Here is a 21,894-nt window from a genome sequence, read left to right on the forward strand (position 1 = left end):
TACCGGCCCGAACCATATGGCCGCACGATTGCCCTGAGGTATAATCCCGCCCCTGTCCAATCCACAGCCGGAGCGTTCATGTCCGTCAGCCAAGCGATCATCCACCGCCTGACCCGCGAAAGCGGCGACAAATCCTACAGCCTCAGCGACAAACCGCTGGAGGTCAGCGACAACGCCGCGCAGCTGCTCAGCGAGATCAAACCGCTGTTTGCCCGCCGTGCCAGCAAGCGTTACGGCTGCTTTGCCGACGAGGGCGCCGGGGTGTTCAAGGGGCTGGTGGTGAACTGGCTCGGCGACACCCTGAACCTGGTCTCCTTCAGCCAGAAAGCGATCGAGTATCTGGCGATCGCGCTGGAGGAGCAGGATGTGGAGAGCGACGGCTACTGGCTGTTTGCCGTCGACGAACAGGAAGCCGGTCGCATCCTCTGGCTGGCTCAGCTGCGTCAGTTCGACGGTCTGCTGATCAACGGCGATAACCGCCCCCATGCATGCGAGTACCTGGACTTCTCCAAGATGGGGTTCTGCGCCAGCCTGAACCTGGACCAGGTCAACCAGCCCGGTGAGAAGAAGTACCTGACCGTCAGCTTCGGCTTCGGCGACCGGCCGATGCAGGGGCTGATGCTGGATTTCGTCTGCTTCACCGATACCGTGAATACTACCGAGGATACCGAACGTTTCATGGCAATCGTGGACGACTACAGCCGCGATATGCCGGAGGAGAACGCCAAACGCTACCGCAAGGAGGTGGCGGAGTACTGCATGGAGCAGGGCAAAAATGGCGAGACGGTGAACTACCGCGAACTGTCCGGTGAGATCGAGAGCCAGGCCCCCACGGGACTGGACCGTTACATCGAGGAGCGCGCGCCGGAGATCAAGGAGTCCTTCATCCCCGACCGCAACAGCCTCAAGCGCTACATCCGCTACAGCGGGCGCAGCCGCGATGTCTCGATCAGCTTCTCCAACGAATCGCTGGGCAAGAACATTACCTTCGACCCCAACACCAACACCCTGACCCTGTCAGAGCTGCCTGCCGCACTGGTCAAGCAGCTCAAGGGCGAATAGAGGGTAAAGCAGCGGAGTCAGGCGACAGCCTCTGCCGCCTGCACACTACGCGTTTTCGGAAAGCCGACCAGGATCGCGGCCACCGCCACCAGGCCCAGCAGCCAGCAGTAGTGGATGCTGCCGATCAGCTGCAGCGGCGACAGCTTGGCGATGGAGGCCGCCAGCAGCACCTGGGCGCCATAGGGGATCAGCCCCTGCACCACACAGGAGAAGATATCGATCAGGCTGGCGCTACGCCGCGGATCCACCTCATGACGCTCGGCGATATCCTTGGCCAGGGAGCCGGCCAGCAGGATCGCCACGGTGTTATTGGCGGTACAGAGGTTGGTCAGCGATACCGCCGCCGCGATGCTCAGCTCACCGCTACGACGCCCCGGTTCACGCTTACCCATACGGCTGATACGGTCGATCAGATTGGAGACCCAGGCCAGTCCGCCCTGAGTCTTCATCAGCAGCCCCAGACCGCCGATCAGCAGCGACAGGATCAGGATCTCCTGCATGCCGGTATAGCCGGCATAGATATCCTTGGACCACTGGGCAACACTGTAGTCAGGCACCAGCGTCAGCCCGACGCCGCCGGCGAGCAGTATGCCTACGAACAGCACCAGCATCACGTTGACGCCCATCACCGCCAGCACCAGCACCGCCACGTAGGGCAACACGCGGATCAGCTCATAATCACCCGGCGCTTCAACCTGGGCTGCGCTGCTCTGCATCCAGAGCCAAACCAGCGTCAACAGGGCCGCCGGCAGCGCGATCTTGAAGTTGAGGCGGAACTTGTCGCGCATGGCGCAGCCCTGGGTACGGGTCGCGGCAATGGTGGTATCGGAGATGATCGACAGGTTGTCACCGAACATCGCCCCACCGATCACCGTGGCCACGGTCAACGGCAGTGACAGCGCGGTGGCATCGGCGACACCCACGGCGATCGGCGCAATCGCCGCGATAGTACCCATCGAGGTGCCCATGGAGGTGGCGACAAACGCGGTGATGACAAACAGTCCCGGCAGCACGAGCTCGGGCGGGATAACACTGAGGCCGAAGTTCACGGTGGCATCGACACCGCCCACCGCCTTGGCCACGCTGGCGAACGCACCGGCAAGCAGGTAGATCAGCACCATGGTTATTATGGTGTTATCGCCGACACCGCTGATAAAGGTGTTGATCCGCTCATTGAGCGGGCCGCTCGCCAGCATGATCGCCAGCACGATGGCGGGCAGAATCGCGACCGGCGCGGAGATCTGGTAGAAGGCGAACTCGACGCCCTGGGCTTGATACCAAAGGCCGCTACCGACAAAAAACAGCAGGAATAGCGCAAGCGGGGCCAGCGCCAGTGGAGAGGGTTTCGTCATCTTGAACTGTACCTTGGATAGGAACCAGGCTGGATAAAACCAGGTTTTTAGCATGGATATCCGGGGTCTTCCGGATTAATCAAGCCAAGCATTATACAGAAAGCAGATGATTTCACTAAGCGCGCCGCACAAATACTGATCAGCGATCAGTCTGCATGACTGAACCGCCCGCGTCGTGCACTGGCCAACAGTTCGAAAAAGCCATCGGTACGCACCTTGATCAGGGTGCGATGATCTCCCGCTTCGAAGCAGACCCAGGCCAGGCTCTCCAGCTCATAATCGACCAGGGTCTGGATCCCGTAGGCAGGGCCTATGGCAGGTAGGGCTCCCCGCTCACAATCGGGAAAGTAACCACCGCTATCCTCCTCTGCGGCCAGCGTCAGATCGCGATCCAGCTCCCTGGATACGGCATGCTGATCGACCCAGCTATCTGCCGGCACCACGACCAAAACCGCGCCTTCAGCGTCGTGCATCAACACCGCCTTGGCCAAGTGCCCCTCGTCGACCGGCGTCGCCTCGGCAGTTTCGTGACTGGACTCGGTGAGTAGATGGGTCAGCACTTCATAGTCGACGCCCCGACCCTGGATATAACTCTTCAGCGTGGCAGCCATGGTCATGACGGTTCCCCTCTGGCAGTAGTGTCTATTACCAGTTTATGCCATCCCGCCATATCCTCCACTCGGCCGATCCGCCTCACTCCCCTATCACTTCAACGGCAGCAGCAGGTCGGTCACCAGCTCATGCTCCGGGGTATCCGTAATCAGGTTGTGGTAGAGGAAAAACAGCGGGAAGTCGCGCAACTCCTCTCCACTCTCCGGCAACCACTGCCGATAGAGATAGTAGGCACATTCACCCAGCCCCATGTGCGGGCCCACATGGCGTAGACGAGCACAGCGCCCGGCTGGAATCACCTTGTTGATCAACCCCTGGGGGTTCTCCGGTATCGGCTCTGCCACCTCGCCACACAGATCGAAGCGAAACTGCTCCGGTTCTGTCGTGTTCGGATCGTCGTAGGCGATGCCGAAGCTATCGCTGCTCGCCACCGGCGACAGGCCGGTGCTCTTGCGCCAGTCGATAAACACCTTGACCGAATCGTTGACCAGCACCGGACTGCCGCGATGCTCCAGCACCGCCACCCGGGTCTCCTCAAAATCGATAATATCCACGTCCATATCGCGTCTCCGCTCTCGTTTTTGAAATTGATAGCGCTCCGTCCATGAGTGCCAGGCCGGACTGCGCCGAAACTGAGAGGGGGTTTGCCCGAATGCCTTCTTGAACGCCCGGGAAAAGGATTCCGGGTTTTCAAAACCGGCATCCAGTGCGATCTCCGTTACCGGCAGCGAAGGCTCGAAAGCCAACCGATAGGAGGCTCGTTTGAGCCGCAACAGCTGTACGTAACGTGCCACGTTCACCCCGGTATAGGCGGCAAACTGGCGGTGAAAGTGGAACCTGGAAAAGTTCGCCACCTGGCTCAGATGCTCGACGCTCAATGCCTCATCGAGATGCTGTTCGATGTAATCGAGCACTCGATCGAAGCGCTGCTCGTAGCGATTTTCCTGTTCGTTCACACTCTCCCCCTCTCACTCCCGGCCAGTGTGCCCGGCATGAGGATAAGAGTCTTGACCGCGATTGCTGAATCGTCCGCCGCGATTTCCGCATCACCTTGTGTTGTTCCAGCAATAGGTTCTCAGCCCAACGCCACTCGCACGCCGTTGCGCCCTTCCGACTTGGCACGATAGAGCGCTTCATCTGCCACCGCCAGAAGCGCATCCGGCTGCATCCGGGCGTTCGGTACCATCGTGGCGACGCCGATGCTGACCGTGACCACCCCGCCCGGAACCCGCTCATGCGGAATCGCCAGGGCTTCGACGGCCGCCCGCGCACGTTCGGCGACCTGCTCCGCTATGCGGCTATCAGCCCCCGGCAGCACCATCGCCACCTCTTCACCGCCGTAACGGGCCACCAGGTCACCCAGACGCACGCTCTGGCGTAGCGCCTCCGCCACCCGTCGCAGACAGTCGTCACCCTGAAGATGACCATAGTGGTCGTTATACAGCTTGAACTTGTCGATATCGATTGACAGGGTCTCTGTTGAAGTCGGTCATCTACTGCTCCTGGACCTGGCCAAACGCGATACCAACCAGCGTCTGATTGACGTGAACGCCACCGAACTGCTCGCCATAGGTGTTGAATCCAACCACCCGATAGTCGTTCAAAAGCTGACCGACCTCCTGTTCCAGACCACGCTGTCGAATCTCCAATCCACGCAGCACGCAGTCACATGCCAGCACCAGTTGAGGTGTACCCAGTTTTTCCGATACCGACAGCAGTCGATGACGCAGGTTTTCAATCAGATCCACACCGCGGGCCACGCGCAGTACAAGCCCCTCTTCGATGGCACAGTAGAAGGTCAGGCTTCCGTCCGGATTGGCCTTTTGGATCGATCGTACATAGTCAGTACCGTCGATCAACACCACCACCGGCGATGCGGCAAAACGGTCGGGAGCCAGATCATCCGCCGGTACATTGACCAGGCGGGCGTACTCTTCCGTGGCCGGATAGCCGTCGATCTCGTAAACGACACGCTCCGCCGGATTGGCCTCGGTGACCACCAGACGCTCTTCGCCGGGTATAAAATGCTGGGTCTTGAAGGTCAGAAACGGCAAAGGGGTAGTCGCCAACACCATCACCGCGCTGTTGGCGTGGAAGCGGCCTTGGTGATAAACGAGGGTTTCGCCAAAACGCAGATCGTCGCCGGCCGAACCGCCGATCAGCGGAATCCGCCCGACTATCAGAGTTTTGTTCTTCTATCGGTACAGATCAATGATCTGGGCCAGTTCGGTGGTAACGAAGACGACCGCCTGTCGATTGTCTATAATCATGCCCTTTACTGGCTCACTCGAGCCACATACGCCATTCACAGAAAACCGAGATATCACCCGATGACCGAACGCCTGACCCTGACCCGCCCCGACGACTGGCACCTTCACCTGCGCGACGGCGCAGTACTGGAACACGTGGTACCGGCGACTGCTCGTCAGATGGGGCGCGCCATCGTCATGCCCAACCTGAGGCCGCCGGTGGTCAACGCCGAGCAGGCGCTGGCCTATCGCGAGCGTATCCTGGCCCAGGTCCCTGAAGGTATCACGTTCGAACCGCTGATGACGCTCTACCTGACCGACAACACCACACCGGAGATGATCGCCGAGGCCGCCGCGACCGGAAAAATCGCCGCCGTGAAGCTCTACCCGGCCGGCGCCACCACCAACTCCGACTCCGGTGTCACCGATCTGGGCAAGCTCGATGCCGTCTGTGACGCGCTGGCCGAGCACGGCATGCCGCTGCTGGTACATGGCGAGGTGACCCACAGCGAGGTCGATATTTTCGACCGCGAGAAGCGTTTTCTTGATGAGATTCTGACACCGCTGGCCAGCCGTCACACCGATATGAAGCTGGTGGTCGAACATATCACGACTCGCGATGCGGCCGAGTTCGTCAACGCACAGGGTGACAACGTGGCGGCGACCATCACCGTGCAGCATCTGGCCTATAACCGCAACCATATGCTGGTCGGCGGTATCCGCCCGCACCTGTTCTGCCTGCCGATCCTCAAGCGCAACATCCACCAGCAGGCGCTGCAGGACGCGGTGGTCAGCGGCAGCAGCAAGTTTTTCCTCGGCACCGACTCGGCACCTCATGCCAAGGGCGCCAAGGAGAGCGCCTGCGGTTGCGCGGGTTGCTACAGCGCCTACGCTGCAATCGAGCTCTATGCCGAGATCTTTGAGGACTTGGGAGTACTCGACAAGCTGGAGGGGTTCGCCAGCTTCTACGGCGCCGACTTCTACGGCCGTCCGCGCAACAGCGACCGCATTACGCTGGTGAAAACGTCTTGGGAAGTACCGGCCGAGATGCCGTTCGGCTCCGATATCATCGTGCCGCTACGCGCCGGTGAAACCCTGCGCTGGAAACTCGAGTCCTGAACCGGGCGGCTACTCACCGCCCTGCTTGGTGGGCGGTGAGTGGCCGTGATCCTCGTGCGCACCCAACTGATTAAGCGCAGCCAGAATATCGCCCAGCCGACTGTCCTGGGCTCCGGCCATATTCTCCTCTTCCGCGACCTCCCGCTCGCGGGCATCGAACTCCCAACGCCGCAGGATCTTGATCTTATCCTCCCGGCTGAGTGACGCCTCTTCCAGGACATCGCCCGGTTCATCAAACATCTGTGCCGGATCCATCAATGCCTGGTCGATATTCATCATGCCTCCTCGCCCTGATGAAACGGGCTTATTTAGAGATGCGATGCCCAGAGAGCGAGGCGATGACGCATGGTCTGTTGCGACACCTGTTCCTCCGGCATCGGCTGAATCACCTTGTCATGCACCAGCAGCCGATAGATGTACTCGATCTTAAGATCGGCGGAGTCGCTGGGCTCGAACACCACCGCACCGCGCTCCTCGCCGTACCTGACACCTTCGGCGATCGCTTTCTTGACCAGTTCCTTCTCGTTTTTCAGTTTTTTCATTGTCCACCCGACTTCAAGCTAGTGTGTCCTCGTTCAGGATAGCCGTTTGGCCCGGATTGGCACACTGCCGGCGGACATTATCCTGCCACTACCCTTGCCTCTTGCGCAGTCGACGTAACGTGCTGACGATAGGCGATCATAAACACCAGGAAACCGGCTATAGCGGTGGCGGCGCCGACCAGTCCGGTGCTGCTCCAGCTGAACCCGGCGGAGATCGCCAGTCCGCCGAGCCAGGGACCAAGCGCGTTGGCAATATTGAAGGCAGAGTGGTTGGAGGCCGCCGCCAGCGTCTGCGCCCCCTCCGCCACATCCATCAGATGGGTCTGCAATGCGGGACAGAGGGATATCATCGATCCCACCGCAAAGGTCGCAACCAGCAGCGTCCAGATGGTCTGGGTCGCCGGCGGAAACAGCAGCAGTATCGCCGTGCTCCAGATCAGCAACCAGCCAACCGCCTTGAACTGAAGACGGTCGAACAGCCAGCCGCCCACCATATTGCCCACAATGGCGCCGGCACCGAAGATCGCCAGCGCCACCGGGATCCAGCCCTTGTCCGCCCGAGTGACCTCCAACAGTGTCGGGGCCAAATAGCTGAACACGCAGAACATGCCGGCAAAACCGATGGAGCTGATCGCCAGCGCCAGCCATACCCGGGGCTGATTGAAGGCACGTAGTTCGTGGAGCGGATTGCTGCGCGTCTCCTGCCGGTTCATCGGCAGATAGAGCGTCACCAACACGACGGTCAGCAGCGAGATCAGCCCCACCAGGCCGAAGACATAACGCCAGTCCAGACTCTGGCCGAGCCAGGTCGCCAACGGATTGCCCACCAATATCGCCAACGTGAGGCCGCTCATCACTCGGCTGACCGCCTTGGCGCGTTGTTCCGGCGGCGCCAGGGATGCTGCCACCAGAGAGGCAACACCGAAATAGGCACCGTGGGGCAGCCCCGCCAGAAAACGGTACAGCAGCAGGCTCTCGTAATCGGCAGCCAGGGCACTGGCGAAATTGCCAAGCGCAAAGATGCCCATCAACAGGATCAGCAGATGACGCCTGAACAGCAGCGCTCCGGCCAGCGCCAGCAAAGGCGCCCCCACCACCACACCCAGCGCATAAGCGCTGATCAAATGACCAACCTGCGGCTCCGTCACCGACAGCGACTGCGCCACATTGGGCATCAGCCCCATAATGGCAAACTCTCCGGTACCTATACCGAATCCCCCCATGGCCAACGCGATCTCGATCAGCAGCAGAGCACGGGGAGAGAAACGGGGAGAAACATCGACGTCCTGAACAGGCATGGGCCACTCCATGAATCAGCAATAGCCGAGCATTATCGTCGGAAAAACAAAGCAGATAAACATCGGCGGGTGAATTACCGCTCCCCGAATCGCGCCGTCAGCAACTCATACCAGACATCAGGCGTTTAACAGGGTAGTATCGGCGCTGAATCCACAAAGGTGACGATCGATAACCCGTATGAAACTGAACGACCCCTTCGGGCGCATGGCCCGCCGCCGAGAGCGTGAATACCACTCCCTGTGCGAATCGTTGAAGAAGGCCGGACTGACGGATAGAGCCAAGGCGGAGGAGCTACGAGACAATCTGCGTCAGCGCACCAAGAAGGTGCTCTGGTTCATCATGCCGGCGATCGTCATCCTGGCGCTGATTCTTCAAACCTATGCGGTCTATGTGCTGGCGTTCGGTGCGCTGACCGTACTCTGGTTGACCAACACCACGCAACGCGGCACCGAGTACCTGAACCGCTATATCGAAGAGGAGTGCGGCAGGGACGCAACGGCCGCTGATGAGCAGGGCCACGTAGATAACGCAGAGCCGGACGAAACCGACGATAACAAACCTCGCGAGCGCTGATACCAGCCCAGATTTCAGGGACCTGTATCTGCCGGCCAAACGAACTCAGGGGGTAACCGACTACCCGTCCCCCCCTGATTCCTGTCCTGAGCAAAGTTAAGAAGTGAGCCTGCCAGAACGATTCACTTGGCACTGATCACGTATTTCAGTAGCTCGACTACCTGCTGCGGTGTCTGCGCCCAGGCCATCGCCGCGGCGTCGACCTCTTTCAGCGGATGGATAATATCGGCAGCGTGCAGGGTGATGTAGGGCTTGCCGAGGGCAGCAAGGTGCCCGGCGTCGAACGCGGCGTTCCACTGTTTGTACTTGTCGCCGAAACGCACCACGGCGATGTCGCAGCGTTCGATCAGGTTCTTGGTCCGTATCGCGTTGACCTTGGAGGATTTATGGTCGCGCCAGAAATTGCTTGACTCCTCTCCGAGCAGATCGCCCGCCGCATCACTGGCGTCGTGATTGGTCACTGCTGAGGTAAACTCCACCGGCAGATCGGCAGCACGGCACCCTTCGATAATCTGCTCGCGCCAGTCGGTGTGGATCTCACCCGACAGATATACGTTCCATTTCATGTTGGTCTCCTCAAAGGTTTCAGCTATCTGGTGAACTGTTAGAGCGCCCCCTCCTCCTTGAGCAGCTCATAAAGCGACTGGGCCAGGCGACGATAACCCTCGGCGTTAAAATGCACCTGATCCGACTTGTAGCGGGGGCTGCGCAGCAGTTCAGCCACCGTCGACTCGGCGAAAGGCAGCCCGTAGCGCTCGGCCAGCTCGGCGTAAAACGGTGCGGCGTCGGAGAACAGGTTCTTTCTCGGCACACTGACCAACACCACCTCTACCCCCTTGTCGCGGGCGAGCTCGATCATCTGTTGCAGGTTGTCACGGGTATGCTCCTGATCCAGGTTGCGCAGGATATCGTTGCCACCCTCCAACAGGATCATCAGCGCCGGCCGCTCCTGCTCCAGTACCGTCGCCAAGCGTTGTAGCCCTTGGGAGGTCACTTCGCCGGACACACCAGCATTGACCACCCTTCGCCCGCTCAGTTGAGCCAACACCTGAGGGTAGCTGTCCGCCTCGTCTGCACCATAGCCGGCGGTCAGACTGTCGCCAAAGGCGAGAATCGTCGCCTCCTGTGATAAAGGGCTGAGCTTGTCGTCGGCGCAACCCTGCAACCAGAACAGGCAGGCTAACAGAAGTGTCGGGATGGGCAGAGCTTTCAAGGCGATCCTCGTTTTCATCATTCGCAATAGGGTTGGTCTTTTGGCTAATCGATAAAATGCACCGGGGGCTTTTCGCTACGATCCACCTCCAGATGGAAGAGATCGGGACGACCATAATGGCCAGTCACATCGAGGGATTTCCGGGCGTTTCGTGCGTCAGCCGGGTCTATTTCCGCGTAGAGTATCCCTTTCTCCTTGTTCATCGGACCGGCCACGACACCGCCAAAGGGTTTAACGACTACGGCTCCACCGGGATTGATCCACTCCTCTGCATCAAACAGACTATCACGCTCGGGGAAGCTGGCGGGGATATCACTGCCCTGCATCGCGGTCGCGGTACTCAGCACCCACCCTCGCGGGCGATATGGTTCATCGATGCCAGCCAGGTCTCGCCGCAATCCCAGGTCGGCGCGAGATAGAGTTCAATATCCTGGGCATAGAGTGCAAACCGTGCCAGCGGCATGTAGTTCTCCCAGCAGATCAGGCAACCGATCCTCCCCACCGGGGTATCGACCACGCGCAAACCCGAGGCATCACCGGCACCCCAGACCATACGTTCCGGATTGGTCGGCATCAGCTTGCGATGGCGGTTGAGGATTTGGCCGTCGGTACCAATCACCACTACGCTGTTGTACAACGTGGAGCCACTGTAACGCCCATCCACCTCATTCAGCCCCATCACCACTACCACACCGTGCCGCGCCGCCGCGTCACAGATGCACTCCAGCCCCCCGTCATCGATATTGACGGCATTTTCCCGGAGTCGGGCATGGATCTGGTTACCCAGGGCCATATCGCCGCCCGGACGCAAACGCCAGATCCAGGTGGGATAACCGGGCAGATAGGCTTCCGGGAACATCACCAGTTTTGCGCCCGCCTGGGCCGCCTCGGACAACGCCTCGCAGGCCTGATCCAATGTCGCTTTGAGCTCCAGCAGCACCGGGGGTTGCTGCACGATTGCCACCTTGATACTCATCACCGCCTCCGAAGTTTTCTATTCACCATAGCTCAGACCGGCCGATTCAGCGGCCAGGCTGCGCTCGGACGGTGGGTTGCTAATCTTCAGGTAGCGGGTAGTACCTCCGGGTTCGCAATGTTGCCAGGCGCGCCCTGTGCGTAGTTCACGACATTTTCAAACGCCTTGCTGAAGTAAAGTTCGTAACTGTTCTTTTCCACATAGCCCAGATGTGGCGTGCAGAGCACATTGGGCATAGCCAGCAGCGGCTCGGTATCGAGGTGCACCGGCTCCGACTCGAACACGTCTACTGCGGCAAAGCCGGGGCGCCCCACGCTCAAGGCGCTCGCCAAAGCACCGGGCGCGACCAGCTCGGCGCGGCTGATATTGACGAACAGGGCATCCGGCTGCATCCGCGCCAGATCGCGCTCCTGCACCAGATGGCGGGTAGCCTCGTTCAGCCGCAGATGCAGGGAGAGCAGGTCCGAGGTCTCGAAGAATGCCTCGCGCGACGGAGCCGCACTGAAACCGTCCTGTTCCGCCTGCCGACGCGAAGCCTCGCTGCCCCATACCTGCACCCGCATGCCGAATACCTGGGCATAACGGGCCACACGCTGGCCGATCTTGCCATAGCCCCAGATGCCGAAGGTCAAACCGCTGAGCGTGCGCCCCAGCCCCAGTGCTCCGGAATCCTGCCAGCGCCCCTGCTGCAGGTTCTGGGCATAGGCCGGAAGATGCCGCGACGCCGCCATCACCAGCGCCCAGCATAGCTCCGCGGGCGCCACCGGCGAGCCGATACCTTCGGCAACCGCGACGCCGGCCGCGGTGCAGGCATCCAGATCCAGGTGGTTGCTGATCTTGCCGGTCTGACTGATCAGCTTAAGCTTAGGCAGCCTGGCCAGCAGTTCGGGTGTGATCGACGTGCGCTCCCGAATCAGCACCAGCGCTTCGGCATCGGCAATTCTGGCCGCCAACTCGGCCGGATCGGCGAAACCGGCATTCAGCACGAGAACCTCATGTCCCCGCAGCAGGTCAAAGGCGCTCAGCGAGCACACTACATTTTGATAGTCATCCAGTATCGCGATTTTCATCCTGTCTTCTCCAATGAGCGGTCAGCCGAGCAGATCGGCAACACGCAGCCGTAGGGCCGGTATAAGCGCGTCCTCGAACCAGGGGTTGCGCGCCAGCCAAAGATTATTGCGCGGGCTCGGGTGGGGTAAGGCCAACAGCGATGGCCACCCGCTTCTCCAGTTTCTCACCCGTTCGGTCAGTGACAGACCGTCCGCGCCAAAGCAGTAACGCTGGGCATACTGGCCCAGCGCCAGGGTCAGCTCTATCGACTGCAGATGTGCCATCAACTCGTCACGCCAGGCCGGTGCGCATTCGGGCCGTGGCGGCAGGTCGCCGAAGCGCCCCCGTCCCGGATAGCAGAATCCCATCGGCAAGATGGCGATCTGGCCGGCGTCGTAAAACTGCTCGCGGGATAAGCCCAGCCACTCCCGCAAGCGATCGCCACTGGCATCGTCAAACGGGCGCCCCGCCTTGTGCGCGACCTGTCCCGGCGCCTGCCCGACGATCAGGATCCGCGCCGAGGGGGCGGCCTGGAGTATCGGCCGGGGACCCAGCGGCAGATGCGCGGCACAGAGCGTACAGGCGCTGATCCGCTGCATCAGCCGATCAAACTGCATAATAGCCTCGACCGATCCGGGCTTGAGATAAAGCAGCGTCCACCAGGACTGCCGTCAACTCGTGAAACTTTCTCATTTGGTTGCGCTCAAGCCATCTGTGGCTTCACCTAAAAACCTCTAATCTTCAAACCACTAGGCTCTATCTCTATGACAGGTCGACCCGCCTCGGATGCAGCCTTGGGATTCCTGCTCAAGCTGGCGCCTGGAAAAATATCCTAGTTCTATACTCAGGTTGACGCTATTAAGAACAACAATCATAAGGGAGCGAGAAAGATGTTAACCAGATTAACGTGCATCCGCTCATTCACACTGTCGGGCGCAGTGCTGGCCCTCGGCCTCTCCAACTCCCTGTCGGCAGCGGATAACTGGTATGAGCTGTCGATTCAGAGCGGTAATTCGCTTGAATACTCGCTGATCGCCCTGAATGAGGAGCTGCAGCTTCAATACGACGAGGACGATCGTCTTGCAGCCCTGGCGGATCCGAGGCCAACGGACTTTGCCACCACGGCGATCGTATCCAGCGATGTGCCGCAGATCGAAACGCTCGCCAACATCGACGATGAGTTTGGCACACCGATCTCCGATGGCACATCACTGAACGCCAACGTGGATCTGCTCAACTATACCCTGGCGACTCTGGGTGACGACCTGTTCCTGCAGGTCGTGGCAGAGGCCACCCGTGAGCGTTACACCTTTGACCAGGTGACCGAGACCATGGTGAGCTATAACGCCGTCGATCAGTACCAGTACGCCCTATTCGGCGCTGATACAGGCTTTGGCCAACCGGTCGGGGACGACGCGTCGCTCAATAGCAATGTCGCCGGTCTGAACCTGTATCTGGCCGAATCCGAGCTGAGAGAGCAACTGCTTGCCGGCGCTGTGCCCGCCGTTACCGGCGCGAGTATGGACAGTTACCTGGCCGCCGCGCACTGGAACTACTAAATAGGGGAGCAGCAACAGGGAGGTAGCCGGCGGGACGGTACTCATTCCAACCCCGATGCCAGTTGCCGGGTCAGCTCGGCAGCCGGGATCGGGCGGCATCCGCTCGCGTTCTGCCCGGACCATAGCGGTGAAAAATCACCATACCCCCTTGCCTCGACCGCCGCCCTGAGCGGTGCTATGGCGGTCGTTGCCGAAGGGAACGCCGGGGCATCGGCACAGATCGGACCAAGCTCGCGCATCACCCGGTTCATAATCCCCCGTGCAGGACGCCCGCTGAACAGATTGGTCAGTGCGGTATGCTGCGCCGCACTGCTCATCAACGCCCTGCGGTGGAGTTCGGAGATGGTCGACTCGGGGCAGCAGAGGTAGGCAGTGCCGATCTGCACACCCTGCGCTCCCAGTTTCATGGCGGCACCCACGCCTGCGACATCGGCGATCCCGCCCGCCGCAATAACCGGAACCTGCACGGCGGCCACAATCTGCGGCACCAGGGCAAAGGTACCAAGCTGCGTGCTCAGATCCTCGCTCAGGAACATGCCTCGGTGACCACCCGCTTCCACGCCCTGGGCGATGATCGCGTCCACGCCCCGCTCCTCAAGCCAGAGCGCCTCCTCCACCGTGGTCGCCGACGACAACACTCTGCTGCCCCAGCTTTTCACCCGCTCCAGCAACGCCGGCTCCGGCAGGCCGAAGTGGAAGCTGACCACCGGCGGCCTTAGCGGTTCGACGATATCGGCAATCTCAGCGCTGAACGGCTGCCGCCCGGCACCCGGTTGAATCTTGTCGGGATCGATGCCGAACTCGGCATAATAGGTCGACAGGCGTCGCCGCCAGTTGGCTTCACGCTCGGCATCAGGTTCGGGTGACATGTGACAGAAGAAATTCAGGTTGAACGGACGGTCGGTGGCGGCTCTGATCGCAGCCACCTCACGCTCGATCTGCTCCGAACTCAGCATGGCGCAGGGCAGCGAGCCCAGACCGCCGGCCTGGCATACGGCGATCGCCAGCGCACTGCCCTGAGCACCCGCCATCGGTGCCTGGATGATCGGAAACTGTGTACCCAAAAGTGTCTGCAGCGACATCCGTTTACTCCTCTGAGTTGTCCGCACGCTGAAGCAGCGGATGAACCAGATATTCCACCACCGCAAACACGACCGCGCCAGCGACGATACCTGCCAGGGCGTTGATCAGCGTCGGTACGGTGCCATGGATGATCACGCCCACCGCCGGCAGGCTACCCGCCGATTCGGCCAGATGGTGCAGCCAGTCATGGGAACCGGGGATACCGTGCAGCAGTATGCCGCCGCCGACCAGGAACATCGCGGCGGTGCCGACCACCGACAGCGTTTTCATCAGCCAGGGTGCCAGACGCAACAGACCGCGCCCGAAGGCTGCTCCGATACCGGCCTTCCCGTTAGCGGACAGATAGAGTCCGGCATCGTCGAGCTTGACGATACCCGCCACCAGCGCATACACCCCGACGGTCATCAGCAGCGCAATCGAGGAAACGACCGCCACCTGCACTCCGAAAGCGGCACTCTGCACCGTGCCCAGCGCAATCACCACGATCTCTGCCGAGAGGATAAAATCGGTGCGTATGGCCCCTTTGATCTTGGTTTTCTCAAACGCCAGTAGATCCACCTTGGGATCCGCCACCGCCTCCAGTTCCCGTTTGTGTGCCTGTTTGTCCGGCTTGATGCTGTGCAGCACCTTCTCGAACCCCTCAAAGCAGAGATAGGCACCACCGATCATCAACAACGGCGTGATCAACCAGGGCGCAATGGCGGAGATCAGCAGCGCCGCCGGCACCAGGATCAGCTTGTTCAACACCGAGCCCTTGAACACCGCCCAGACCACCGGCAGTTCACGATCGGCTTTAACGCCGGACACCTGCTCGGCATTCAATGCCAGATCATCGCCCAGCACCCCGGCGGTCTTCTTCGCCGCCATCTTCGACATCAGCGCAATATCGTCCAACAGCGTGGCGATATCGTCTATCAGTGCTAACAAGCTGGTACCGGCCAAATCCTTCTCCTTTTAATTTCGATCCGTTTTCCGGTTCCGGCGCAGACGCGCTCTACACCGGCGATTTACGGGTTAATCGACTACTCAATCCGCAAGATAATACTCGACCGTCGATACCACTCTGATCTGCTTGATATGAGGATTGTTCTTGTCACGGTCGGTGATCGAGAACTGGCCCTGCGCGGCTTTGCGGATCTTGCCCAGGCGGCTCTCGGAATCGGACGCGAACTTCTGCGCCACCTCGCGCGCATTGCGCGTCGCCTCCTCGATCATCTCGGGTTTGACCTCGTTCAGGCGGGTAAACAGGTATTCCGGCTTCGACTGGTATTCGTTACCGCTGAGTACGATGCCCTGGCGGCCCAGCTGCGACACACCCTGCATCACCGAGCGCACCCGCTCGATATCGGTGGAGTACACAGTGACGGTTCTCTGCGCCGTATAGCGAAACTCGGCACCGCTGTTATCCCCATACTGCTGCGCCGACTTGTCGGTGATCGAAGGTGGCGAATCGCTGATCTCATCCGGCTCGACCCCGCCCAGCAGCAGAAAGGCACGGATACTCTCCGCCTGCCGATCCAGTTCGGCATACAACTGCTCCAGGTTGTTGCCGGCCACCGTGTACTGAATCGGCCAGATCACCACATCGGCCGGATACTCCCGCTCGGCCAGCCCCTTGACCGTCACACTGCGATCCAGCTGTTTGAATCGGATCGCGGCATCACTGAGCTGAAAGCCCAATACCGCCGCTGCCGCCAGAAGGAATACGCCTAGAATAGACGCACTGAATTTACTATCGGCCATAACACTCCCTATCGATCATTACCTTGAACGCTGACAGCACCCACATATAAGGGTTCCAGCCCATCCCTTTATTCGACCCACGTTAATCGCTAAGCCGGTGTCCAGCAAGCGGCACGACAGTTTGGTATAGCCGTTGCAGTTTCCTGTTCACATTCGCGTTTTTTATCACAAGCCCGACAAACGCCGACACCGCTGTGCTGTGGATGCGTGCCGCACCCTGTCAGGTTTCATACAGAAAGGTGTAAACCCATGAGTAAAATAGGGATTTTTTTCGGTACTGAGACCGGCACTACCCGGCTGATCGCGAAGAAGATCTACAAGCTGCTGGGTGACGGGATCGCCGATAAGCCGCTCAACGTGAACCGCATCGCGCCCGCCGAGATGCTCAAATATGACGCATTGATTCTCGGAACGCCCAGTTATGGTGAGGGGGACATTCCGGGTAGCGGGGTCTCCGGCTGCTTCGAGCCCAACTGGAGTGAGTTCCTCGCGCTACTGGGCAAACCGGATATGGGCGGCAAGCGGATCACGTTTTTCGGCTTGGGTGCGCAGGAGCGCTACTCAGATCGTTTTGCCAGTTCTTTGATGGCACTGTACACAACCTTCGCCATGTTAGGTGCCGAGTTGATCGGCGAATGGAGCACCGAAGGCTATACCTTCGACTACTCCGCTTCTGCCATCGGCGATCGCTTCGTCGGTCTGGTGATCGATCAGCGCACCCAGGGGATGCTGACCGACGAGCGCTTGAATACCTGGATCGAGCAGATCAAGCCGCAGCTGGTCGACAAGTTGTCGAATGTGGCTTGAGCTCCTCTCTACCTTACTGGTCGGAGGTCTTCCGCCGTCGGCAGTGAAACTCATCGCCAGATCATGAGCCATCCCAAACGCCAGGTTGGTTCACTTCGCGCTGTACTTTGCCAACATCGTTTTGTTACTTTATAACATAACAAAACATGAGATCACGCCGAGTACAGATGAATACATATTGCTCCAGTCACGCTCTGATGCCCGATATCGCCACAACCGATAGAGCCACCATCCCAACCGCGCTGGATTGGGTCGGCATGTCCGGTCTGGCCCTGCCTTTTCAGTTGTTGGAGTCGCAACGCGGCCCGATCGCCTGCCAGGGCAGCGCCGATATCCACGTCGATATCGCCAAGCCCGAGGTGAAGGGGATCCACATGTCGCGGCTCTATCTGCTGCTGGAGAGCCTGGTAGAGGAGGCACCGCTTGCCCCTGATACCCTCTGCGAGTTTCTACACAGACAGCTGTCGTCGCACGGTGAGATAAGCCTGGCGGCAGGGCTGGCGATCCGTTTTCAGTATCTGTCCCGAAGAGCTGCGCTGAAAAGCAAGCACCGGGGTTGGAAGAGCTATCCGGCCGCTATTCATGCCGAACTGCGCGGCGGCAGACCAAGCGTCGAGCTGGAGCTGGCGATCCCCTACTCCAGCACCTGCCCCTGCTCGGCATCTCTCTCGCGTCAGTTACTGACCGAGGCGCTCGATGACGACTTCGCAGGGCGCACGCGACTGACGATGGACGAGATGCGGCAGTGGCTGCTGAGCCAAGGTTCGCTGGCAACGCCGCACAGTCAGCGCTCCTGGGCGCGGCTACGGCTGCGGTTGGCGGCCGATGCGCCGGCATTTGCCGTCGAGGCGATCATAGAGACCGTCGAGAGTGCCCTCGGCACGCCGGTACAGACCGCGGTCAAGCGCGAAGACGAGCAGGCGTTCGCACGGCTGAACGGCAGCAATCTGATGTTCTGCGAAGATGCCGCCCGACGCATCAAGCAGGCGCTCACCGCACAGGCGGCGATTGACGACTTCTGGATCCGCGTCGAACATCAGGAGAGCCTGCACGCCCACGATGCGGTGGCGGTCGCTACCGCCGGGGTATCCGGCGGCTATCGACCGGAACTATCGACCTAAAGTAAAGCGCTGATCAGTACCCCTTCGCCGACGAGGTGCTGCGGCGTGGGTCGGCCCCACCGTAGAACACGCCATCCTCGCCGACCATGATCGACTGGATCGCGCCCATAGCCGCTTTCTGTTCCACGGTGTGGCCCATGCCGCGCAGCAGGGCGATGGTATCGGGGCTGATCCCCTGCTCAATTCGGATTTCGTCCGGCAGCCACTGGTGGTGGATGCGTGGCGCGTTGACCGCGGCCTGGATATTCAGCTGGTGGTCGATGACGTTGAGCAACACCTGCAGCGTGGTGGTGATGATGCGTGAGCCGCCGGGGCTGCCGGTGACGATGAAGTTCTTGCCATCCTTCTTCACAATGGTCGGCGACATGGAGCTGAGCATCCGCTTGTTCGGCTCGATCTTGTTCGCCTCGCCGCCGATCAGGCCGTAGGCGTTGGGCACCCCCGGCTTGGCGCTGAAGTCGTCCATCTCATTGTTGAGCAGGAAGCCGGCGCCGTCGACGACGATATGGGAGCCGTAGCTGAAGTTGATGGTGTAGGTGTTGGAGACCGCGTTGCCGTACTTATCGACGATGGAGAAGTGGGTGGTCTCGTTGCTCTCGTAGGGTGCCGGATTGCCGGGGCGGATCTCGGCGCTGGGGGTGGCCTTGTCCGGGTCGATCTGCGCACGCAGCTCTTCGGCATACTCCTTGGAGGTGAGCCCCTTCAGTGGGACCTTGACGAAATCGGTATCGCCCAGGAACTCGGAACGGTCGGCGTAGGCGAGCTTCATCGCTTCGGCCATCAGGTGGATGGTTTTGGCGGAGTTCAGGCCGCTCTCGGCCAGCGGATAGCCCTCGAGGATATTAAGGATCTGCACCACGTGGGTACCGCCGGAACTGGGCGGGCTCATGGAGTAGATATCGTAACCACGGTAGGTGCCGTGTACCGGCTGGCGGATCTCCGGCTGGTAGTTTTTCAGGTCATCGAGGGTGATCAGGCCACCACCGCGTTGCATCTCGGCAACGATCAGATCGGCCGTTTCACCCTCGTAGAACCCCTTTACCCCCTGCTTGGCGATCCTTTTCAGCGTCGCCGCCAGATCCTTCTGCACGAACAGATCACCCGGCTCGTAGAAGGTGCCGTCCGGCTTGAAGAACACCTTGCGGCTCGACTCGAACTGCCCCAGCAGCGCCGACCGTTCGCGGATCCCCTCGCTGAAGCGCGGCGGCACGACAAAGCCCTTCTCGGCCAACCTGATCGCCGGGGCCAACGCCTCTTCCAACGAGATGGTGCCGTACTTTTCCAGTGCCAGCGCCAGACCGGCGACGGTTCCGGGCACACCGGCCGCCTTGTGGGAGAAGCGGCTGAGCTTCTGGTCCACTTCGCCCTGCTCATCGAGATACATATCCCGCGTGGCCGCCGCCGGCGCCTTCTCGCGGTAATCGATGGCCTGCACCTCACCGGCTTTCTCCGACGACACCAGCATGAAACCGCCACCGCCGATGTTACCGGAGCGCGGCTGGGTCACCGCCAGCGCAAAGGCCGCGGTAACCGCCGCATCGACCGCATTGCCGCCCGATTCCAGCACCTTCAGCGCTTCGTCGGTGGCCAGATAGTGGCTGGTCACCACCATGCCGTTGCGCGCCTCCACAGGGACACTACGGTCGCCCTCGAGGATCGACTGTGCCGAGCTTGTAATAGCGAATGTCAGTATGGAGAGAAAAGTCACAACCCTGGGTAACGCGAACATACCGATCTCCTTTTGGTAAGTCGGGGGGAATAGAAAACAGTAAAGGCAGTCTAGGTGAGGGTTCAGGCCATCGCCACCGGCTGAAACATGCGTCGGTACTCGCTAGGTGCCAAGCCGGTGGTGCGTTTGAACAGACGCCTGAAGAACGAGGCGTCTTCGTATCCCACGTCGACACTGATCTCGTCTATCGCCAGGCGGGTCTGTTCCAGCAGGCGCTTGGCCGCCTCAACCCGAAGGTTCTGCAGATACTCGATGAGCGAGCTGCCCGTTGCGTTGCGAAAGCGGCGCTTGAGGGTGCGCTCCGCCACGCCACTGTCACGTACCAGCGTCGCGATCGCGCCCTCCTCCCGGTAATGCTCGCCAAGCCAGTCTTCCGCGCGCCTGACAACGGAATCCGCATGCGGTTGCCGCTTTACCAGAGGCGCAAAGGGTATCTGCCCCTCGCCATGCCACTTCAGCAGATACACCTTGGCGATGCGTAGCGCCTCACCGGGGCTGGCGTAACGCGCGATGATATGCAGCGCCAGATCATGCCAGGAGGTGGTGCCTCCCGCCGTCACGATGCGACCGGCCGGATCGGCAAACACCAGGTTCGGTTCGGGCATGAACTCTATCTGCGGATAATCACGCTGAAACAGCCCCTGGTAGCCCCAGTGCGAAGTGGCACGGCAGCCGTTCAACAGCCCGCTTTCGGCCAACATAAGTGCACCGGAGCAGGCCGAGTAGATAGCACTTCCAGCCCGATGACGCTCCCGCAGCCAGAGCATGATCTCGGGATACAGCCCCTGAAAGGATTGCTGCGGTTCGAACCATAGCTCGGGCAGGATCACGATATCTGCCCGGGGTGCCGAATGGATCGAACAGTCCGGCGTTACCGGTATGCCGTTACCGCAGACAAAGGGGCGGTCGCTGCTGGAAACAATACGCAGCCGAAACAGACGCTCGGGTTCCGCATCTTCTGTCAGCGTCTGCCAAAGGTTACCCGCCGCGGCCAATACATCGACCATGCCGTACAACGCTGAGCCTGCGGTTTCGGGAACCGCCAGAATCAACACTTCGGTGAGTTTTTTCACCCCCGCCTGCCTCTCCCAGATCACTTAGTGGCACGAATGAACCGCTGATGACCTGAATGCTGCTGATCGGCAATCAGGCCAAACCTTAATCTGACCCTGTGCTGATTATAGAAACCCACCGATAAAAACGAGGTACACCATGAACACCATGACAACCCGCAACGGCCTGAACCTGGAGCAGATGACCGAGACCGTAGGTGCGCTCAGCGCCGATCCCAGTCTGGCACAGTTTCGCTTCCGTGCCTCTAACCGCTGGATCAACGGCGGCGCCAACCGCTCCACTATCAAGGGGTTCTATGGCGCCGGAGCCGAAGATACGTCAAGAACCACCCCGTTTGTTTTCACCAACGGCGAGCCGCCGGTACTGCTGGGAAACAACGAGGGCGCCAACCCGGTCGAGTTCCTGCTCCACGCACTGGCGGGCTGTGTGACTACCACGACGGTGCTGCACGCGACTGCCCGAGGCATCACTATCGATTCAATTGCCACCGAACTGGAGGGCGATATCGACCTGCAGGGTTTGCTGGACCTGGATCCAGATGTGTACGCGGGTTATCGCAACATCCGCATCCGGATGGATATCAAGGCAGACTGCAGTGACCAGGAGCTGGACGACCTGCTGGCATTTGCCCGCGAACATTCACCGGTGTGCAATACCGTCTGTCGCCCGGTGAACGTGGTACTGGAACGGGGTAAGGTTGCCCAGGTATCGGCGGCCTGATTCAGACCAGG

General features: G+C 60.4%; 26 protein-coding genes. 7 read left to right on the forward strand and 19 right to left on the reverse strand.

Annotated elements, in window-relative coordinates; all coding sequences use genetic code 11:
* The first annotated feature begins 78 nt into the window (after positions 1 to 78).
* Positions 79 to 1,062, forward strand: coding sequence for a nucleoid-associated protein (locus KQ940_RS15305; protein ID WP_217414611.1), 984 nt, complete (start codon positions 79 to 81; stop codon positions 1,060 to 1,062).
* A 17-nt stretch (positions 1,063 to 1,079) separates the two neighbouring features.
* On the opposite strand, the gene KQ940_RS15310 is transcribed toward KQ940_RS15305, so the two are convergent.
* The 5 genes from KQ940_RS15310 to KQ940_RS15330 all read right to left on the reverse strand — a co-directional run bounded on the left by KQ940_RS15310 (position 1,080) and on the right by KQ940_RS15330 (position 5,209).
* Positions 1,080 to 2,414, reverse strand: a complete 1,335-nt coding sequence (locus KQ940_RS15310; protein WP_217414612.1) for a Na+/H+ antiporter NhaC family protein — start codon at positions 2,412 to 2,414, stop codon at positions 1,080 to 1,082.
* 146 nt (positions 2,415 to 2,560) lie between these two features.
* Positions 2,561 to 3,031 carry an aminoacyl-tRNA deacylase gene (locus KQ940_RS15315; protein WP_217414613.1) on the reverse strand — a complete coding sequence of 157 codons (471 nt, stop codon included), beginning with the start codon at positions 3,029 to 3,031 and terminating at the stop codon, positions 2,561 to 2,563.
* Between the two features lie 87 nt (positions 3,032 to 3,118).
* Positions 3,119 to 3,982 (reverse strand): AraC family transcriptional regulator, encoded by an 864-nt coding sequence (locus KQ940_RS15320; protein WP_217414614.1) that lies wholly within the window; start codon positions 3,980 to 3,982, stop codon positions 3,119 to 3,121.
* A gap of 119 nt (positions 3,983 to 4,101) precedes the next feature.
* On the reverse strand, positions 4,102 to 4,497 hold the full coding sequence (locus KQ940_RS15325) for a diguanylate cyclase (protein ID WP_217414707.1): 396 nt from the start codon (positions 4,495 to 4,497) through the stop codon (positions 4,102 to 4,104).
* A 22-nt stretch (positions 4,498 to 4,519) separates the two neighbouring features.
* Positions 4,520 to 5,209, reverse strand: coding sequence for an FIST C-terminal domain-containing protein (locus tag KQ940_RS15330; RefSeq protein WP_217414708.1), 690 nt, complete (start codon positions 5,207 to 5,209; stop codon positions 4,520 to 4,522).
* 147 nt (positions 5,210 to 5,356) lie between these two features.
* Between KQ940_RS15330 and pyrC the strand changes: the two genes are divergently transcribed.
* On the forward strand, positions 5,357 to 6,394 hold the full coding sequence (gene pyrC / locus KQ940_RS15335) for a dihydroorotase (protein WP_217414615.1): 1,038 nt from the start codon (positions 5,357 to 5,359) through the stop codon (positions 6,392 to 6,394).
* A gap of 9 nt (positions 6,395 to 6,403) precedes the next feature.
* On the opposite strand, the gene KQ940_RS15340 is transcribed toward pyrC, so the two are convergent.
* From KQ940_RS15340 to KQ940_RS15350, 3 genes are all read right to left on the reverse strand, one after another.
* A complete protein-coding gene (locus KQ940_RS15340) occupies positions 6,404 to 6,670 on the reverse strand; it encodes a hypothetical protein (protein WP_217414616.1) in 267 nt (88 codons plus the stop codon).
* Between the two features lie 32 nt (positions 6,671 to 6,702).
* The gene (locus KQ940_RS15345; RefSeq protein WP_217414617.1) at positions 6,703 to 6,936 is read right to left on the reverse strand and encodes a DUF5062 family protein; all 234 of its coding nucleotides are present in this window, start codon (positions 6,934 to 6,936) and stop codon (positions 6,703 to 6,705) included.
* A gap of 77 nt (positions 6,937 to 7,013) precedes the next feature.
* Positions 7,014 to 8,234 carry an MFS transporter gene (locus KQ940_RS15350; protein ID WP_217414618.1) on the reverse strand — a complete coding sequence of 407 codons (1,221 nt, stop codon included), beginning with the start codon at positions 8,232 to 8,234 and terminating at the stop codon, positions 7,014 to 7,016.
* Between the two features lie 178 nt (positions 8,235 to 8,412).
* Here KQ940_RS15350 and KQ940_RS15355 point away from each other — a divergent pair, with 178 nt between their 5' ends.
* Positions 8,413 to 8,808, forward strand: coding sequence for a hypothetical protein (locus KQ940_RS15355; protein WP_217414619.1), 396 nt, complete (start codon positions 8,413 to 8,415; stop codon positions 8,806 to 8,808).
* 122 nt (positions 8,809 to 8,930) lie between these two features.
* On the opposite strand, the gene KQ940_RS15360 is transcribed toward KQ940_RS15355, so the two are convergent.
* The 6 genes from KQ940_RS15360 to KQ940_RS15380 all read right to left on the reverse strand — a co-directional run bounded on the left by KQ940_RS15360 (position 8,931) and on the right by KQ940_RS15380 (position 12,664).
* A complete protein-coding gene (locus tag KQ940_RS15360) occupies positions 8,931 to 9,374 on the reverse strand; it encodes a YtoQ family protein (RefSeq protein WP_217414620.1) in 444 nt (147 codons plus the stop codon).
* A 38-nt stretch (positions 9,375 to 9,412) separates the two neighbouring features.
* Positions 9,413 to 10,042, reverse strand: coding sequence for an arylesterase (locus KQ940_RS15365; RefSeq protein WP_246590112.1), 630 nt, complete (start codon positions 10,040 to 10,042; stop codon positions 9,413 to 9,415).
* Positions 10,043 to 10,065: 23 nt separating this feature from the next.
* Positions 10,066 to 10,368, reverse strand: coding sequence for a carbon-nitrogen hydrolase family protein (locus KQ940_RS22765; protein ID WP_246590113.1), 303 nt, complete (start codon positions 10,366 to 10,368; stop codon positions 10,066 to 10,068).
* On the reverse strand, positions 10,362 to 10,997 hold the full coding sequence (locus KQ940_RS15370) for a carbon-nitrogen hydrolase family protein (RefSeq protein WP_246590114.1): 636 nt from the start codon (positions 10,995 to 10,997) through the stop codon (positions 10,362 to 10,364). Before KQ940_RS15370 ends, KQ940_RS22765 begins: the two co-directional genes overlap by 7 nt.
* Before the next feature lie 86 nt (positions 10,998 to 11,083).
* The gene (locus KQ940_RS15375; protein ID WP_217414621.1) at positions 11,084 to 12,067 is read right to left on the reverse strand and encodes a D-2-hydroxyacid dehydrogenase family protein; all 984 of its coding nucleotides are present in this window, start codon (positions 12,065 to 12,067) and stop codon (positions 11,084 to 11,086) included.
* A 21-nt stretch (positions 12,068 to 12,088) separates the two neighbouring features.
* Positions 12,089 to 12,664, reverse strand: a complete 576-nt coding sequence (locus KQ940_RS15380) for a uracil-DNA glycosylase family protein (protein WP_217414622.1) — start codon at positions 12,662 to 12,664, stop codon at positions 12,089 to 12,091.
* A gap of 273 nt (positions 12,665 to 12,937) precedes the next feature.
* Here KQ940_RS15380 and KQ940_RS15385 point away from each other — a divergent pair, with 273 nt between their 5' ends.
* Complete coding sequence (locus tag KQ940_RS15385; protein ID WP_217414623.1) at positions 12,938 to 13,606, forward strand: hypothetical protein; 669 nt, start codon at positions 12,938 to 12,940, stop codon at positions 13,604 to 13,606.
* Positions 13,607 to 13,647: 41 nt separating this feature from the next.
* Here the strand turns inward: KQ940_RS15385 and KQ940_RS15390 are convergent, their stop codons facing one another.
* The 3 genes from KQ940_RS15390 to KQ940_RS15400 all read right to left on the reverse strand — a co-directional run bounded on the left by KQ940_RS15390 (position 13,648) and on the right by KQ940_RS15400 (position 16,432).
* The gene (locus KQ940_RS15390) at positions 13,648 to 14,688 is read right to left on the reverse strand and encodes an NAD(P)H-dependent flavin oxidoreductase (RefSeq protein WP_217414624.1); all 1,041 of its coding nucleotides are present in this window, start codon (positions 14,686 to 14,688) and stop codon (positions 13,648 to 13,650) included.
* A 4-nt stretch (positions 14,689 to 14,692) separates the two neighbouring features.
* Positions 14,693 to 15,631 carry a DUF808 domain-containing protein gene (locus KQ940_RS15395; RefSeq protein WP_217414625.1) on the reverse strand — a complete coding sequence of 313 codons (939 nt, stop codon included), beginning with the start codon at positions 15,629 to 15,631 and terminating at the stop codon, positions 14,693 to 14,695.
* 84 nt (positions 15,632 to 15,715) lie between these two features.
* Positions 15,716 to 16,432 carry an SIMPL domain-containing protein gene (locus tag KQ940_RS15400; RefSeq protein WP_217414626.1) on the reverse strand — a complete coding sequence of 239 codons (717 nt, stop codon included), beginning with the start codon at positions 16,430 to 16,432 and terminating at the stop codon, positions 15,716 to 15,718.
* A 249-nt stretch (positions 16,433 to 16,681) separates the two neighbouring features.
* Between KQ940_RS15400 and KQ940_RS15405 the strand changes: the two genes are divergently transcribed.
* Entirely contained in the window at positions 16,682 to 17,239 is a 558-nt protein-coding gene (locus KQ940_RS15405) for a flavodoxin (protein WP_217414627.1), read from the forward strand.
* Between the two features lie 167 nt (positions 17,240 to 17,406).
* The gene (gene folE2 / locus KQ940_RS15410) at positions 17,407 to 18,360 is read left to right on the forward strand and encodes a GTP cyclohydrolase FolE2 (protein ID WP_246590115.1); all 954 of its coding nucleotides are present in this window, start codon (positions 17,407 to 17,409) and stop codon (positions 18,358 to 18,360) included.
* Between the two features lie 13 nt (positions 18,361 to 18,373).
* On the opposite strand, the gene ggt is transcribed toward folE2, so the two are convergent.
* Positions 18,374 to 20,089 (reverse strand): gamma-glutamyltransferase, encoded by a 1,716-nt coding sequence (gene ggt / locus KQ940_RS15415; RefSeq protein ID WP_217414628.1) that lies wholly within the window; start codon positions 20,087 to 20,089, stop codon positions 18,374 to 18,376.
* 62 nt (positions 20,090 to 20,151) lie between these two features.
* Positions 20,152 to 21,162 carry a GlxA family transcriptional regulator gene (locus KQ940_RS15420; RefSeq protein WP_217414629.1) on the reverse strand — a complete coding sequence of 337 codons (1,011 nt, stop codon included), beginning with the start codon at positions 21,160 to 21,162 and terminating at the stop codon, positions 20,152 to 20,154.
* A 139-nt stretch (positions 21,163 to 21,301) separates the two neighbouring features.
* Between KQ940_RS15420 and KQ940_RS15425 the strand changes: the two genes are divergently transcribed.
* Positions 21,302 to 21,883 carry an OsmC family protein gene (locus tag KQ940_RS15425; protein WP_217414630.1) on the forward strand — a complete coding sequence of 194 codons (582 nt, stop codon included), beginning with the start codon at positions 21,302 to 21,304 and terminating at the stop codon, positions 21,881 to 21,883.
* The last annotated feature ends 11 nt before the right edge of the window (positions 21,884 to 21,894 follow it).

It is taken from the genome of Marinobacterium ramblicola (genome assembly GCF_019084545.1).
GTDB classification, from domain to species: Bacteria; Pseudomonadota; Gammaproteobacteria; order Pseudomonadales; family Balneatricaceae; genus Marinobacterium_D; species Marinobacterium_D ramblicola.

Bases quoted from the DNA above. Each gene is read 5' to 3' on its own strand.
- KQ940_RS15305 (WP_217414611.1), top strand. From the start codon at position 79: ATGTCCGTCAGCCAAGCGATCATCCACCGCCTGACCCGCGAAAGCGGC.
- KQ940_RS15310 (WP_217414612.1), bottom strand. From the start codon at position 2,414: ATGACGAAACCCTCTCCACTGGCGCTGGCCCCGCTTGCGCTATTCCTG.
- KQ940_RS15315 (WP_217414613.1), bottom strand. From the start codon at position 3,031: ATGACCATGGCTGCCACGCTGAAGAGTTATATCCAGGGTCGGGGCGTC.
- pyrC (WP_217414615.1), top strand. From the start codon at position 5,357: ATGACCGAACGCCTGACCCTGACCCGCCCCGACGACTGGCACCTTCAC.
- KQ940_RS15340 (WP_217414616.1), bottom strand. From the start codon at position 6,670: ATGAATATCGACCAGGCATTGATGGATCCGGCACAGATGTTTGATGAA.
- KQ940_RS15345 (WP_217414617.1), bottom strand. From the start codon at position 6,936: ATGAAAAAACTGAAAAACGAGAAGGAACTGGTCAAGAAAGCGATCGCC.
- KQ940_RS15350 (WP_217414618.1), bottom strand. From the start codon at position 8,234: ATGCCTGTTCAGGACGTCGATGTTTCTCCCCGTTTCTCTCCCCGTGCT.
- KQ940_RS15355 (WP_217414619.1), top strand. From the start codon at position 8,413: ATGAAACTGAACGACCCCTTCGGGCGCATGGCCCGCCGCCGAGAGCGT.
- KQ940_RS15360 (WP_217414620.1), bottom strand. From the start codon at position 9,374: ATGAAATGGAACGTATATCTGTCGGGTGAGATCCACACCGACTGGCGC.
- KQ940_RS15365 (WP_246590112.1), bottom strand. From the start codon at position 10,042: ATGATGAAAACGAGGATCGCCTTGAAAGCTCTGCCCATCCCGACACTT.
- KQ940_RS15370 (WP_246590114.1), bottom strand. From the start codon at position 10,997: ATGAGTATCAAGGTGGCAATCGTGCAGCAACCCCCGGTGCTGCTGGAG.
- KQ940_RS15375 (WP_217414621.1), bottom strand. From the start codon at position 12,067: ATGAAAATCGCGATACTGGATGACTATCAAAATGTAGTGTGCTCGCTG.
- KQ940_RS15380 (WP_217414622.1), bottom strand. From the start codon at position 12,664: ATGCAGTTTGATCGGCTGATGCAGCGGATCAGCGCCTGTACGCTCTGT.
- KQ940_RS15385 (WP_217414623.1), top strand. From the start codon at position 12,938: ATGTTAACCAGATTAACGTGCATCCGCTCATTCACACTGTCGGGCGCA.
- KQ940_RS15390 (WP_217414624.1), bottom strand. From the start codon at position 14,688: ATGTCGCTGCAGACACTTTTGGGTACACAGTTTCCGATCATCCAGGCA.
- KQ940_RS15400 (WP_217414626.1), bottom strand. From the start codon at position 16,432: ATGGCCGATAGTAAATTCAGTGCGTCTATTCTAGGCGTATTCCTTCTG.
- KQ940_RS15405 (WP_217414627.1), top strand. From the start codon at position 16,682: ATGAGTAAAATAGGGATTTTTTTCGGTACTGAGACCGGCACTACCCGG.
- folE2 (WP_246590115.1), top strand. From the start codon at position 17,407: ATGAATACATATTGCTCCAGTCACGCTCTGATGCCCGATATCGCCACA.
- ggt (WP_217414628.1), bottom strand. From the start codon at position 20,089: ATGTTCGCGTTACCCAGGGTTGTGACTTTTCTCTCCATACTGACATTC.
- KQ940_RS15425 (WP_217414630.1), top strand. From the start codon at position 21,302: ATGAACACCATGACAACCCGCAACGGCCTGAACCTGGAGCAGATGACC.